13 protein-coding genes and 2 pseudogenes are annotated in these 13739 nt (G+C 69.6%); 8 read left to right on the forward strand and 7 right to left on the reverse strand.

The annotated features are described in order from the left end of the window. Positions 1–19: 19 nt before the first annotated feature. Together KVT44_RS27875 and KVT44_RS27880 are read right to left on the reverse strand one after the other, a co-directional pair. Positions 20–1000, reverse strand: a complete 981-nt coding sequence (locus tag KVT44_RS27875; protein ID WP_217569503.1) for an NADPH:quinone reductase — start codon at positions 998–1000, stop codon at positions 20–22. 110 nt (positions 1001–1110) lie between these two features. After that, positions 1111–1464: pseudogene (locus KVT44_RS27880) on the reverse strand (PadR family transcriptional regulator); the annotation flags it as partial. On the opposite strand from KVT44_RS27880, the pseudogene KVT44_RS27885 reads away from it, so the two are divergent. Continuing rightward, positions 1463–1723, forward strand: a pseudogene (locus KVT44_RS27885) (FAD-binding protein); the annotation flags it as partial. The pseudogenes KVT44_RS27880 and KVT44_RS27885 sit on opposite strands and share 2 nt — an antisense overlap. Positions 1724–1985: 262 nt before the next feature. On the opposite strand, the gene KVT44_RS27890 reads toward KVT44_RS27885, so the two are convergent. From KVT44_RS27890 to KVT44_RS27905, 4 genes are read right to left on the reverse strand one after another with little or no spacing between them, the layout of a single operon-like run. Next, positions 1986–2798, reverse strand: coding sequence for an energy-coupling factor ABC transporter ATP-binding protein (locus tag KVT44_RS27890; protein WP_217569507.1), 813 nt, complete (start codon positions 2796–2798; stop codon positions 1986–1988). Next, positions 2798–3667: an energy-coupling factor ABC transporter ATP-binding protein gene (locus KVT44_RS27895; protein ID WP_217569509.1), complete on the reverse strand. Its 870-nt coding sequence runs from the start codon at positions 3665–3667 to the stop codon at positions 2798–2800. The genes KVT44_RS27890 and KVT44_RS27895 overlap by 1 nt, the downstream gene beginning before the upstream one ends. Beyond that, on the reverse strand, positions 3664–4440 hold the full coding sequence (locus tag KVT44_RS27900; protein WP_217569510.1) for an energy-coupling factor transporter transmembrane protein EcfT: 777 nt from the start codon (positions 4438–4440) through the stop codon (positions 3664–3666). The genes KVT44_RS27895 and KVT44_RS27900 overlap by 4 nt, the downstream gene beginning before the upstream one ends. Positions 4441–4445: 5 nt before the next feature. Then, on the reverse strand, positions 4446–5141 hold the full coding sequence (locus KVT44_RS27905; protein WP_217569512.1) for a hypothetical protein: 696 nt from the start codon (positions 5139–5141) through the stop codon (positions 4446–4448). A 378-nt stretch (positions 5142–5519) separates the two neighbouring features. On the opposite strand from KVT44_RS27905, the gene KVT44_RS27910 reads away from it, so the two are divergent. Genes KVT44_RS27910 through KVT44_RS27940 form a run of 7 tightly spaced genes read left to right on the forward strand, consistent with a single transcriptional unit; the run spans position 5520 to position 12814 of the window. Further along, complete coding sequence (locus KVT44_RS27910) at positions 5520–6512, forward strand: thymidylate synthase (RefSeq protein ID WP_217569514.1); 993 nt, start codon at positions 5520–5522, stop codon at positions 6510–6512. Positions 6513–6531: 19 nt separating this feature from the next. Then, complete coding sequence (locus KVT44_RS60620; protein ID WP_217569515.1) at positions 6532–8382, forward strand: radical SAM protein; 1851 nt, start codon at positions 6532–6534, stop codon at positions 8380–8382. A gap of 33 nt (positions 8383–8415) precedes the next feature. Beyond that, positions 8416–9099 carry a cyclopropane-fatty-acyl-phospholipid synthase family protein gene (locus tag KVT44_RS27920; protein ID WP_099919203.1) on the forward strand — a complete coding sequence of 228 codons (684 nt, stop codon included), beginning with the start codon at positions 8416–8418 and terminating at the stop codon, positions 9097–9099. A gap of 5 nt (positions 9100–9104) precedes the next feature. Further along, positions 9105–9920 carry an HAD family hydrolase gene (locus KVT44_RS60625; RefSeq protein WP_217569516.1) on the forward strand — a complete coding sequence of 272 codons (816 nt, stop codon included), beginning with the start codon at positions 9105–9107 and terminating at the stop codon, positions 9918–9920. Beyond that, positions 9908–10444: an adenylate kinase gene (locus tag KVT44_RS27930; RefSeq protein WP_143138227.1), complete on the forward strand. Its 537-nt coding sequence runs from the start codon at positions 9908–9910 to the stop codon at positions 10442–10444. Before KVT44_RS60625 ends, KVT44_RS27930 begins: the two co-directional genes overlap by 13 nt. A gap of 57 nt (positions 10445–10501) precedes the next feature. Beyond that, on the forward strand, positions 10502–11677 hold the full coding sequence (locus tag KVT44_RS27935; RefSeq protein ID WP_217569517.1) for a GNAT family N-acetyltransferase: 1176 nt from the start codon (positions 10502–10504) through the stop codon (positions 11675–11677). A gap of 18 nt (positions 11678–11695) precedes the next feature. Next, the gene (locus tag KVT44_RS27940; protein WP_217569522.1) at positions 11696–12814 is read left to right on the forward strand and encodes a GNAT family N-acetyltransferase; all 1119 of its coding nucleotides are present in this window, start codon (positions 11696–11698) and stop codon (positions 12812–12814) included. Here the strand turns inward: KVT44_RS27940 and KVT44_RS27945 are convergent. After that, positions 12801–13733, reverse strand: a complete 933-nt coding sequence (locus KVT44_RS27945) for a phytanoyl-CoA dioxygenase family protein (protein ID WP_217569523.1) — start codon at positions 13731–13733, stop codon at positions 12801–12803. The two genes, KVT44_RS27940 and KVT44_RS27945, sit on opposite strands and share 14 nt — an antisense overlap. Positions 13734–13739: the final 6 nt, after the last annotated feature.

Genomic DNA, 13739 nt, shown 5'->3' on the forward strand with positions numbered 1-13739 from the left:
CCCGGTCGGTCGGGGACGGTCAGTGGGGGATGGTCACCAGCACCCTGCCCCGGCCGCCGGCGTCGACGCGGTCATGGGCCTTGGCGATGTCCTCCAGCGGGTAGCGGTCACCGACGTCGACGGTGAGGGCGCCCACGGCGGCCGCGGCGGTGAGGTCGCGGGCGGCCTGGCGTCGGGCCTCGGCGGGGAAGTCGTCGCTGCCGAGCAGCCGCAGGGTGACGTTGTTGAACAGCATTGGCCAGAAGGGGATTTCGGTCCGGTCGGCGCGGGTGGCGTAGGCGGCGATGACCGCGTCCGTCGCGGCGACGGCGGTGTCCAGGTCGGCGTTGTCGGAGAGTGCCACTTCGATGATGCGGTCCACGCCCTGGGGCGTGTACGTGCGGATTGCCGCCGCCGGGTCTGCGGAGTCCAGGGCGACGGCGTGGGACACGACGGCCGGGTCGACGCGGTTCAGGTCGTCGCCGCGGCGGACAGTGGCGAGCACGGTGGCTCCGCCCCAGCGGGCGAGCTGAGCGGCCAGGGAGCCGACCCCGCCGAGCACTCCGTGCACCAGCACGGTCCTCCCGTCCACCGGCCCGTCGCCGAACACGGTCCGGTGCGCGGTGATCCCGGGAATGCCCAGGCTCGCGCCGAGTTCGTCACCGAGGTGGTCGGGCAGGGGAACGGCCAGGTCCTCGGGTACGACGGTGTACTGGGCGGCGGTGCCGAAGGGCCGGTACGACTGGGCGCCGTAGACCCAGACCCGCTGTCCGACCCGGCGCGCGTCGACACCGTCCCCCACGGTGTCGACCACCCCGGCGGCATCGCTGTGCGGAATCACCCGCGGATACGGCATCGACGAGCCGAGCCACCCGCGCCGCTTCTTCGTGTCCCCGGGATTCACCCCCGACACGGTGACACGGACCCGAACCTCACCGGGGCCGGGCTCGGGGTCGGGGAGTTCGCCGACCCCCAGCACGGCCGCGGCCGAGCCTTGTTCGTCGTACCAGGACGCAAGCATGTGGGACCTCCGTCGTCTCTCAGCCCGCGGGTTCTTCGAGCGTAGGGGGAGCGTTCTCGGTGCGCGCGGCCCCGGGCTCGGGCGCGCCCTCACCGAGGACCTCGCGGAGCCTCCGCACGCAGGGGCCGGTCGCCGTCGTAGAAGAAGCTCGCCGGTTCCTCCAGGAAGGCGAGGCGTCGGCGCAGCATCGCGTGCTGGGCGGCCTTGTCGGGCAGTCGGGAGCGGAACGCCAGGATGGTGAAGAAGCGGGTGAAGTCGATGATCTCGTGGTCGGCGGGCTTGCGCAGCCGCTTCAGCATCTCGGCACGGCCCGGCTCGGTCAGGGTCAGTAGGTAGCGCGCGGCCCCTGCGCCGGGCTCGGTGCGCCGCTGTAGCAGGCCCGCCTTGGTCAGGCGGCTGATGGCCGGGTAGAGGCTGCCGTCGCTGACCGGCCGCGTGTACCCGGACAACTGCGCGACGCGCCTGGACCCCAGTGCGGGACCGCTGATCGCGGCGCGGCTCAACATCCTCACCCGCAAGACCCTGGGCGGCTTGCAGACCGATCCCTCCGGCCGCGTTCTGGACGCCTCCGGCGCCCCGGTTCCCGGTCTGTACGCGGCCGGTGAGGTCGCGGGGTTCGGCGGCGGAGGAGTGCACGGATACCGCTCCTTGGAAGGCACCTTCCTCGGCGGCTGCCTGTTCTCCGGACGCGAGGCAGGACGTGCGGCGGCCGCGGCGATCTGAGCCGTACGGTCGGCCGCACACCGACCTCCCGAAGCGCGCGACTGCTCTCCACCCAACGGCAACTCGGTGGCCCTGCCAGGAGCATTGCGCTCCAGGCGCGGCCGTTGAGTTCCGGTCGGTGGCCGCGCGGGTCGGTTCCCGACGAACGGCGGGTGCACAGACGGTCGCCTGGGCTCTGGTGGAACGGAATCCGCACTACACGCGATCGAGTTCGGCGGCGAGGTCGCGAGCGTGGAGAAGAACGCGGACGGCGCCCGCGACTTCACCGAGCCGCGGCGTGGTCGGTCAGCTGGTCCAGGAAGCTGTCGACCGTGGCCGCGGTGGTCGGCCAGCCGAGTCGTCGTCCGAGCCGGGCCATCTGGGGCTGTTCGAAGGCGGACGTGGACGGATTCCTGTCTCCCTCCAGCCAGCGCTCCACAGGACCGTCCCACCGCACGCGGCCTTCGGACAGGACGACGACCCGGTCGAAGTTCTCCGCGCAGAAGTCCGTGTCATGGGTGATGGCCAGGATCGTCCTTCCCCGCTCGTGCAGGTCTCCGATGAGCTCTTCGAGCAGGACGACGGAGCGGTGGTCCTGGCCGGTGGTGGGCTCGTCCAGGACGATGATCGGGGTGTCCATCGCGAGGACCGAGGCGAAGGCGACCCGTTTGCGCTCGCCGAACGACAGATGACGGGGATGGCTGTTCGCCTCCCCGGTCAGACCGGTGACCTGCAGTGCCCACTGCGTGAGGGCGGTCCGGCGGTCGGCCGGGAAGCCGAGGTTGCGGGGGCCGAAGCCGACTTCCTTGGCCACCGTGGCGGCGTGCAGCTGGTCGTCCGGGTTCTGGAACACGAAGCCCACGCTGCGGGCCAGCTCGGCGATCTCGAGCCCGGCGGCATCGCGACCGTCCACCGTGACCGTCCCCGACGTGGGGCGGGCGATGCCGATCAGGTGCCGGGCCAGCGTGCTCTTGCCCGCCCCGTTGGGACCCACGATCGCCACACGTTCGCCGGCCCTGACGGTCAGTGAGACGTCCGCGAGCGCGGTCGTTCCGTTCGGATAGCGATGGGAGAGGGAGTCGACGCGCAGCACCATCACATGCCTCCGGCGGTTCTCGTGCTCTTCAGCGCGGCGGTGAATCCTTCCGCGGCCGCCTCCAGGGTCACCGGCAGCGGACGGTCCGACTCCCACAGGCCGCGCCCGGCGGCGCGGCGTGCGGCCGTGGTGTAGCGCAGCGGGGCCACTCCCCACTCCGCGAGCCGGGGGTCGGTGAGGACATCGGTCGGCGGCCCGTCCGCGGCGATCCGCCCCTCGTTCAGGATCAGGACGCGGTCCGCGCTCCGGGCCGGCCGTTCCAGCCGGTGCTCGAACAGGATGACGGTGACGCCCTGCGCCCGCAGGGTCTCCAGCGCTTCGAACACCACGCCGGTCGCCACCGCGTCGAGCTGTGAGGTCGGTTCGTCGAGCACCATGACGGCCGGCCTCATCACCAACGCCGATCCGATGGCCAGAAGCTGCTGCTGCCCACCGGAGATTTCGTACGGGGAGAGGTCGGCCAGGGCGGTGAGCCTCAGGTCGGCCATGACGCGATCGACGCGGCGGATCATCTCGGCCCGCTCGACGCCGAGGTTCTCCAGACCGAAGGCGAGCTCCTCGCGCAGCGAGAACCGTGCTCCCGACAGCTGGTTGAACGGATTCTGCATGACGAGGCCGACTTCGCCGACGAGTTCGGACGGCTGCGTCTGCGCCAACAGCCGCCCACCCACCCGTGCCGATCCCGTGGTCTCGCCGCCGGTCATCTGCGGGACGACGCCGCTGATGACTCCCGCGAGGGTGGTCTTGCCCGCGCCGTCGGCACCGGCCACGGCACAGAACTGGCCACGTGGCACCACGAGATCGATGTTCTGGAGGGCGGGGCGGGAGCCGGTCGGATAGGTGAGGGAGAAGTCCCTGAATTCGATCACCGGAGCACTCCGAGTACGTTGGTGACGACGGCGGTGAGCGCGCACAGTCCCATGACGGTCCGGGCGACCCGCTGTGCCGCGGTGTCCGGCACCTCGGTCAGATACGTGGGGCGGCGGGTGGTGCCGAAACCCCGGGTCTCCATGGCCACCGCACGGTCCCCCACTTCCGTGAGGGCGCCGAGGATCAGCGGCCCGGCCATCGGAACCAGGGCCCGGACCCGGCCGCGCAGCCCCGTGACCGGCAGGCCGCGCGCCTGCTGGGCGTGCATGATGCCCTGGGCCCGGGTGGTGAGGGCGGGCGCGATCTGCAGGGCGGCCGAGACGACGTAGACAGTCTTCGGCGACATGCCGCGCTGTGTCATCGCGCTCATCAGCGCGCCGGGTTGCGTGGTGAGGAGAAGCAGGAAGAATCCCCCCATGAGCGCTAGGAGACGCAGTGTGGTCTGCGTGGCAAAAACCAGGCCCTCATATTTCAATTCCAGGGGGCCGATTTCAGCCACCACCCGGTGAGTATCCGGATAAAAGAAGCCCTGAATCAGGTAAACCGTGAGCGCGACGGGCACCCACAGGGCAAGAAGCATGGGCGCGAATTTACGAAGGGTTCCTGAAATTATCACCATGGGAAGCACCGTGGCGCAGAAGAGCAGCAGCGGCCACCAGGTCATGGTGAGGGCGAATGCGGATACGGTGACGGTGACCGCGAAGGTCAGCTTGGTCAGCGGATTCAGCCGGTGCACGGGGGAGTCGTCGGTAGCGTGCGGGGATATGTCCATGCGGGTCACGTCCTTCTCGGCATGAGGCGGTGAACCGCCAGTACCCGATGCTGCTGCACAAAGGGGAAACGGTGCACATAGCCGGAGGGCAGGCCTGCCAGCAGGGTCAGGGCCAGTGCGACGGTCAGCGCTTTGTCCAGGGGGTCCGCGACCAGCCCTTGCAGACTGGCGGCCTTCAGCATGCTGTTTCCGTAGGCCTGGAACGTCGCGATGACGGCCGACTGCCCCACCGTGCCGCCGGCGTTGCCGAAGACGAAGGCGGTGATGGGGGCGGAGACGATGCCGGCGGCCACGCCGATCACACCTCCCGCGAGCAGGGCGGTCGGCAGGCGCCGGAACCAGCCGGCCCGCGCCAGGGTTCCCGCGATGAAGCCGATCAGGGCTGCGGTCACCGCGTAGGGCAGAGCTCCGGGAGTGATGGTCATCCCGACGACGATGCTGGCCAGAGCCCCGGTGGCGGCGCCCGCGGCCGGTCCGGCCAGGACGCCGACGAGCACGGTGCCGATCGAGTCGAGCTGGAGCGGCAGGCCGCTGAAGTAGACGATCTTTCCCATCACGATGTTGATGGTGATCGCCACCGGCAGCAGGGCCACGCTCGTCGTCGGCAGCCCTGCCACCGCGCCGGAGACGATCAGCATCGCCCCGAGGGTGTAACCGCACAGGGCGAGCAGGGCGGCCGGACCGCCCACGCCGCCGTGCACGGAATCGGGTTTGGCTGAAATCAGCCCCCCGTAGGTGATGGCGACGATTACCGCGCCGATCCCGATACGCCAGCGTGGAGAGAGGCGCCAAGGATTTAACAAAATCCGGCCTGTCACTTGATCTGCCACCCCCGTGTGTTGGCAGGCCCCATTGGCCGCCGGTCATCATGCAGAGACCGGGTCGTCGGTGTCAACACCGACTCACGTTCGCCCGACGGGGACGTATTTCCCTTCGTCAGGGAATTGAAAACGTCATTGACAAACGAAGATCTCCAACGCTCTACTCGATTGAAACCGAGCTCGCCACGGATGTCGCTATGTCCGGTTTGAAGGCAGGTGGCGAGTTTTTCGTCTATCACCAGAAACGGGGAAGATGTCATGGCCAACTACCAGTCGTTCGCGGATTCCTACACGGCCGGGCTGCGTGACGTACTCGCGGACGGCAATGACGTGGACTCGGTGCGCGATCCGCTCTCCAAAGCCTCGGGTTTCGGCCAGAACGACCGCCCGTACCGCGAACTCCTGGCCTACCAGAGCCGTATCGCAGACCCGACCTCCTGTCTCGCGGTCACCCCGCACCTTCCGGTCAATCTCTCCTACTGTTTCGGTCTGCTCGCCTGGTCCCTGGACGGCCGCAACGACGTCGACACCCCGGCGTACTACCGCCGCGGCGCCCATGAGTACTCGGACGACCAGCACACGCTGAGTGGCGCTTTCGGCCATCGGCTGCTGACCTCCAGGGGGAACCAGCTGGAGGAAGTGGTCGGCCGGATCGAGCGCGACCCCGCCCACCGGCGTGCCTTCGCCCTGGTGTTGCAGCCCGAGGACAATTTCCGCCAGTCGCGGGAGTACCCGTGCGCCGTGGGAGTCCACCTCTTCCTCCGGGACGGCGCGCTCACCTGGATCACCGTCATGCGAGCCCAGCAGGCGCTGACGGTCCTGCCGTACGACGCCTTCCTCTTCATGGGGATGCAGCAGTACGCGGCTTCGCTGCTGAACGTCCCGAGCGGCCCGTACATACACCAGTCGGGCACCTTCCACTTCTACGAGAACGAGGTGGAGGTGGCCCGGAAGATCACCGAAGCGCCCGTGGAGGCCGTGGCGCTGCCCGCGTTCCCGGGCACCCCGGACGGCGGCCGGGAGGCCGCGCGCGAACTCATCGACTTCGAGCGGCGGCTTCGGCTCGCGGCACAGTCGGGCGACGTCTCCATCGTGGACGAGATCGCCACGCACAAGGCGAACACCGAGTTCGCCGACGTGGCCCGGGCCTGCCTGGCCACCCACGCCTACCGCAAGCTGGGCGACACGACGTCGCTCGTGACCAGCCCGGCGTCCAACGGTGGCGTCGCGAACCTCATCGCCGCGATCTGATCGCGCCGGGGAATCACACGTGAGGACAACGATTCGTACCCCGCTGAAGCCGCACCGTCCGGACGCGGCGGCAGCAGGCGGGAAAGTGACGGAACTCGTCGTCCGGCGGCGCCGGTTGTTCACGGCGCACCCGGGCGAGGCCCGGTTCACCTATCCGGTCATGGCGGCACTGGTCCCGGTGGCGACCAGCAGAGGCGGGGAAGTCGCCTATCCGGGTGATCCGATGTGCCTGTACTCGGCACTGACCCTCACCATCCAGCGCTCGGTGGCCCGCCTGAGTGCGGGTCTGCCCGAGGAGCCCTCCCTCGACGACGTCTGCCCCGACTGGGGGCACTGCCCGGACGACGACTACCGCCGCACGGCGAACGGGCCGCGGACCACGCTGATCGCCGACAGCCGGACCACCGACGGCCACGTCTTCGACCCCCGCATCTGGGACGAGGTGGCCCAGGAGCGTTTCATCGCCGAGCTCCGCGCGCTCCAGCCCAAGGTCCTCCTGCTCAGCGCGGTGTCGGCGGCGCACCGGTACGCCCTGGAGATGGCCGAGCTGGCCAAGGTCCACGCGCCCCACTGCGTCGTCGTCCTCGGCGGCCGGCACGCCGACGAAACGATGAAGTACCGCGACGCCGACGGCACGGCGGACTTCTCCTGGAGCAGCACGGTGGAGGTCGTCCGCGACGGCCGCGCGGCTCAGGTCGTCGACTTCGTGGTCGCCGGTGACGGCGCCCCTCTGCTCGACCTGCTGTTACGCGCCCTGTCGCTGACCGTCACGCCCGGCTTCGGTCCGACCGACAACGCGGCGGTGCTCGACGCCCTTCCGCTGGTCGCCTACGCCGAGGAAACACTCCGCGGTTCGGGCACGATCGTGGGCTTATGCCCCGATGAGGCGGTGGTGGTGCCGGTGCGGGGCGAGCGACTCGGCTCGGCCGAACTCCCGTCGCCGTACGAGGCGTTCTCCATCCGCGCGCGCTTCGGCGTCTTCACCGAGGCGGGCAGCCACCCCCTCGGCAGCCGTACGGCGCACATGATGACGCTGGACTCCTGCCCGTTCAAATGCACCTTCTGCTCGGAGAGCATCCAGGTCTCCCAGCGGCCCACCCGCTTCGCGGTGAGCGAGACCGAGCACGTGGCACAGCGCGTCCGCCGGCTCATGGACTGGGGCGCGGAAGCCGTGTTCTTCGACGACCCGGTGTTCTGGGGCGGGAACTGGAAGGCGATCACCGAGTTCTGCCAGGACCTGCTGCGCCAGGGCACGGACCTGCCCGGGGGCACCCGCCTGGAGTGGGGCGGACAGCTCACCGTCGACGTGGTGCTCAACCGTGCCAAGGCCGACGAGGTGCACGCCGCGCTCGAACTGATGCGCCGCAGCGGCTGCACCTACATCTACATCGGCATCGAGAGCATGGCCGAGAGCGTGATGGCCCACGTGGGCAAGAACCTGCTGCGCCGCAACCCCGAGGCCTGGGTCGGCAAGGTGCGCGAGGCACTCGCGATCATCCGGGGCCACGGCATCCGGGTCGGCAGCTCGGTCCTCTTCGGTCTGGACGGCGAGAGCCGGGAGACCATCGAGGAGACGATCGAGCAGATCGGCCGGCTGATCGACGACGAACTGCTCGTCATGGCCAGCCCCAACATCCTCACCTACCATCCGGGTACCGCGATCACCGCCGCACACGGCCAGGACCGACTGGACTATCACTCGCGCAAGGACAACAGGCCCCCGTACACGTACTTCGAGGAGGCCTATCCGGAAGTCGTCTCCCAACTGCTCACCGAGGACGACATCTGGTACATCCACAAGTCCGCGGCCGAGCGCTGGGGCACCGTCCGCAACAGCGCGGCCGAGCCACTGACCGAGGCGGCCAGATGACCACCAGCACCGACAACAGCCTTGGGAGGGCGCGTGCTTGACGTCGATCGCAAGAGTTACTGGGGCGACTACTACTCCTACTTCCCCGCCCTGGCCCGCTACATCCCGCTCGGCGAATACGCCCGGCGCGTCCAGCCGCGCGCCTGCGTCCTGGGCGTCTCCGACGGCAAGTTCGCCCTGCCGCTGCTGCGCGCGGGCTGGCAGGTCGTCGGCGTGGAGAGCGACGACCTCTTCCTCAACGGCGGTGAACTGGACCTCGTCGACGGCCACCACGACGTCGTGGGCCTGCGCCAACGGCTCGCCGCCGAGGGCCTGGAGGACCGGTGCACCGTGGTGGAGCAGGACTACATGACCCTGCCTGCCGAGGGCGACTTCCAACTGGTACTGGGCAGCGGCCTGTGGTCGATGCCGCCCAACCGGGCGCACACGATGGAAGCCCTCGTCCACCACGCGATGGACATGGTCGCTCCGGGCGGACTCTTCTTCGGCGAGTACCTGATCGGGCTCAACGACGACGAGCGGAGTTGCGGCTACTACCCGACCGCCACGGAGATGGAGCGGATCGTCACCCGGCCCGGCTGGGAGCTGTTCGAGAACGCCGACCTGGGCATCCGCGGCGAGAGCCACCTGGGCTACGAGCAGTGGCACTACCACCGGTACGCGGCCGCCATCGCCCACCGCATGCCGCCGCCGCGTGAGCCCGCTCGGAAGAAGTGACCTTCGTGACCGGAACGCATCTCAGCGGCTGTCCCCGCGTCCGGGGGGACAGCCGCCCGGCTGTCGTGGTCACCGATCTCGACGGCACACTGCTGCTGTCCGACGGCAGCGTGAGCGAGCGCGCGGTGGCGGCGCTGCGCGCGGTCGCCGCACAGGGGACCCGCGTCGTCTTCGCGACGGCCCGCCCGGCCTGGTCCGCCCGCGGGCTGCTGTCCGCCGCGTCCGGTCTGGGCGCCTTCCTGGTGTCGTCGAACGGCGCCGTCGTCAGCGACCTGGACGGCGGGGGCGTACGACGGATCCGGGCGATGACACCCGCCACCGTCCGCGCCGAGATCGCGGCGCTCGGGCAGCGCCCCTGGGCCGTGGACCGGGAGCACGACCGACTGATCGGCCCCGGCTGGCCCGACATCCTGGCGAGCGGTGCCGGGACGGCCCTGCGCGTCGGTGACGTGCCGGACGGCTCGCCGGTGCTGTGCCTGATGGTGCACATCGATTCCGCCGCTCCGCCCCCGGCGCTCGGGGTGCGCGGGACGGTGCGGTGGACTTCCTCGGGGCCGGGACTGCTGGAGGTGTCGGCCCCGGAGGCGGACAAGGTGTCCGCGGTCGCGTCGGTCCTCGCCGGCCTCGGCATCGGCTGGGAGCGGGTCGTCGCCTTCGGCGACGCGCCCAACGACACGGGGCTGCTCGCCGCCGCGGGCCTCGGCGTGGCCGTCGCGAACGCGAGCGCGGACGTACGCGAGGCCGCCGACGCCCTTACCGCGTGCAATGACGACGACGGTGTGGCCGCCTGGTTGGAGGGAATGTGTCTGTGCCACGTGTGAAGACCCTTGCGGAGGCCCGCCGGGTGTGGATCGTGGGTGGTCCCGGCTGCGGCAAGTCGACCCTCGCCCGCGCCCTCGCCGAACGGCGTGGCATTCCGCCCGTCACACTCGACGCCCTCTTCTGGGGACCGGCCTGGACACCGGTGCCCACGGAGGTCTTCCTCGCCGGCGTCGAACGGGAACTGACGGCCGACACCTGGGTCGTCGACGGTCAGTTCGCCGCGAGCGTCGAGGCCTTCGCCCACCGCGCCGACTGCGTGGTGTGGACGGATCCACCGCTGCGTGTCACCTGGCCACGGCTGCTGCGCCGTACCGTACGGCGCTGGATACGCCGTGAGGAACTCTGGGGCGGTGTCCGGGAAACGTTCTGGACCGTCGTCGGCCCCCGGTCCATCCTCTGGTACGCCGTGCAGGTCCGCAACTCCCAACGGCTCGCCAACCAGAGGCTGTTCGACGAGCTCAGCGGCACCGGCATCCTGCTCCTGCACACGCGCGACAGCGATGTGCGATCTCTGCTGGAATGAACCCCGGCACCGTTTCCCCCTACACTCATCCGATCCACCTTTTCTGGAGTTTCCCCCATGCACGTCTCCTCGTACGACTCCGTTGACCAGCTGCCGGCGGCGGAATGGGATGCTCTGGTGATCGGCGGAACGATCTACTCCAGCAGTGGCTTCGCCGGCGTACGCGCCGAGGAGTTGCCGCCCGGAGCCGCCACCCGCTATCTGCTGGCGCGCGACGCGCAGGGAACGCCGGTCGCGGGAGCCGAGGCGTACGCGTTCACCCGTCCGCCGCACCTGCTCTACACCCCCGCCGACCTGCTCGCCGGTCTGATCGACGACGAGCGGCACGCCCAACTCGCCGCCCGGCCCATGGTGTTCGGCGCGGGCTGGTCGGAGTTCCGCGGCCAACTGCCGGGCCGCGAGGGAGTGACGGCACAGGAGCGCGCGCAGGCGGTGCGGGCGCTCACCGCGCGGACCCTCGACTTCGCCCGAACCGCCGGAGCGGACGTGCTCGGGTACTACTACCTGCCGCGGGCGGAGGCGCTGGAGGTCGCCGAGGCCCATGCCGAGGACGGGGCGGTGGTCCTCTATCACGACGTGGAGACGGTCCTGCCCGTCGGTCTGTGGCAGAACCTGGACGACTACTTCGCCTGGCTGCCCTCCGGCCGACGGCCCCGGGCCCGGCGGGAGAGAAGGGACTTCGGCCGCAGCGGGCGGACCATCCGGGAGGTCTCCCTCCCCGAAGTCGTCAAGGAGATCGCCCCGCTCAACAGCGCGCTGATGCGCAAGCACGGACACGCGTACGGCGAGGAGCGCGCGGCAGCGGTGTACGACCGCCAGGGCCGCCACCTCGGTGACCGCAGCACGCTCCTCCTGGACGAGGACGCCGGGCAGCCCATCGGTTTCGCCCTGCGATACCGGCACGGCGACACGCTGTACGCGCGCGTGGCTGGTTTCGACTACTCGGTGCCCAACGTGGCCGACTATTTCAACCTGGTCTTCTACCACCCCATCGAGTCGGGCGCCGGCCGCACCGTGCGGGCGATCCACCTCGGTCTGGGCACCTTCCAGGCAAAGCTGGCGCGCGGCGCCCAGCCGCATCCCCTGTACAGCGTGTTCGTGGGAGTGGACCGGCCGTTGGCGGCGGACGAGAGAGAGGTCCGCGAACGCAACCGGGCCGAGGCGGAGGCGTTCGGCGCCGAGTACGGCCAGTACGTGGTGGGTGGGTTGAACACCGACGACTGGCTGCTGTGAGCAAGGGGAGGAAGGCACATGCCTGATGTGAGGCACTTCGAGACGATCGACGACATCGACCGGGAGGCCTGGGACGCGCTCGCGCCGGGCAGTTGCTTCTACCAGAGCCATACCTGGCTGCGGGGTCAGGAGCGGCCCGAGTTCGCCACCCCGGGTTACCTCACGGTCGAGGCCGACGGCCAACTCCTCGCCGGGACGCCGTACTACGACTTCCCGTCGGAGAACGCACCGCCCCTGCCGGACGTGTCCGAGGGCCACGCCGTGCTCAGACTCGGTACCCGTACCGGCTACCACAACGAGTTTCTGCTGCCGAAGGACCCCGGAACGGCAGAGGAGGCACTCGACGCTCTGGTCGCCGGTGCCGCCGAGAGGGCCGCGGCGCTGGGCTGCGACGCGCTGCTCTTCGACTTCCTCACCACCGACAGTCTGCGGCTGCTCGCGGGCCGGTTCGGGGTGCGGGCGCAGCTGCGAGCCGCCGAGGCCGTGGTGCACAACGACGGCGGCACCTTCGAGTCCTACCGTGAGCTGCTCGGCCGCAACGTCCGCAAGCGCGAGTACGAGATCCGGCGCTTCACGGACTCCGGGCTGCATGTGGAGACGGCCCCGCTGTCCGCGTGCGTCGACGAGTTCGCGCCACTGGTCGGCCAGACCATGGACCGGTACAACGCCTCCCTCGACCTCGCGGAGATCCACACGTTCCTCACGGTCCAGGCGAACTGCCTGGACGACCTGAGCACCGTGTTCCGCTGCGTCGACGAGAAGGGGGAACTGGTCGGCGCCAGCCTGTGCTTCGCCTGGCGGGACACCTTCTACGCCCGGGTGGCCGGCTTCGACTACGAGCGGACGCGCAACGCCTACGAGTACTTCAACGCCGTGTACTACGAACCGCTCCACCACATGGAGCGCAACGCGATGACCACGCTCCACCTCGGGCCCTCCGCCCTGAAGGCGAAGGTTCACCGGGGGGCCTCGCTGCACCCCCTGTGGGCGGCCGTCGTTCCCCTGCCGGCCACCGCGCCCGCCGGACTGCGACGGGACACGGTGGCGGACCAGGCTCTCGCCGACGCGGTCCGTGCGGAGGCGGGCGCCGGCATGAGCGAGGAGGAATGGGACCTGACCCGCGTCACTCCCCTGTGAGGGAGGCCTCCGGGCCGTCGGGTTCGCGGACGGGCCACAGCACCGGGCAGAACTCCGGGTCGGAGTAGTCCGGTTGACCGGCGGGAGTCCTGCGGACCAGGAAGTCGTGTTTGTAGGGCTCCTGCCGGCCGTCGGACAAGGTGTGGTCGCGGTAGGCGTTCGTCCCGTCCTGGAGATGGAACGAGATGGCCCGGCGCGGCCGCGGACTGCGGTTGGCGCCGCTGCCGTGGTAGAGGAGGCAGTGGTGGAAAGTCATGTGTCCCTTGGGAATGTGCACCGGAACCTTCTCGACCACGGCGCCGTTTCGCTCCGCGTCACCGTTCAGGAGATAGTCGCGTCCCACATCCCGAGGATCACCGACCGGCCGGGCGGCGCCATGCCGATGCCGCCAGCGGTGGCTTCCGTTCACCATGGTGATCGTGCCCGACTCCTCGGTGCAGTCGTGGAACGGAATGAAGGCGGTGAGCATTTCGTCCGAAGAGCAGGTGGGCCAGAAATACTTGTCGAAGTGCCAGGAGACAATGTTCGACTTCTCCTCGGCGATGGGCGGCTTGTAGATCAGGGTGGCCTGGAAGACGCGTATTGAAGGCGTCTGTGCCAAGCGGGCGGCCACCGCCCCGACGATGGGTTTCCTTAGGATTTTCCTCATCGTTTCGTCCTGGTAGTGGATGTAGTCGTTGTTGCGTTGGACATCTCCGTCGGCGGGGGTCCAGTCGGCCAGTCGGTCCGGCCGTGTCGGAAGTTCCCGATCGTGCTGACCAGCGTAGTAGCGCTCGCTCGCGTCGGTCAGGGCGTCCACTTCGGCGTCGGTGAGCAGCTTCTCGGACAAATACCAGCCACGCTCCGAATAAAGCCGGACATCTTCCTCGGACGGGAGCAGTTCGACTTCCTCGGCGATAAGTCCTGAATGGTCGTACATTCCGCG

Origin of the sequence: Streptomyces sp. GbtcB7, assembly GCF_019091445.1 — a bacterium.
Lineage (GTDB): Bacteria > Actinomycetota > Actinomycetes > Streptomycetales > Streptomycetaceae > Streptomyces > Streptomyces mirabilis.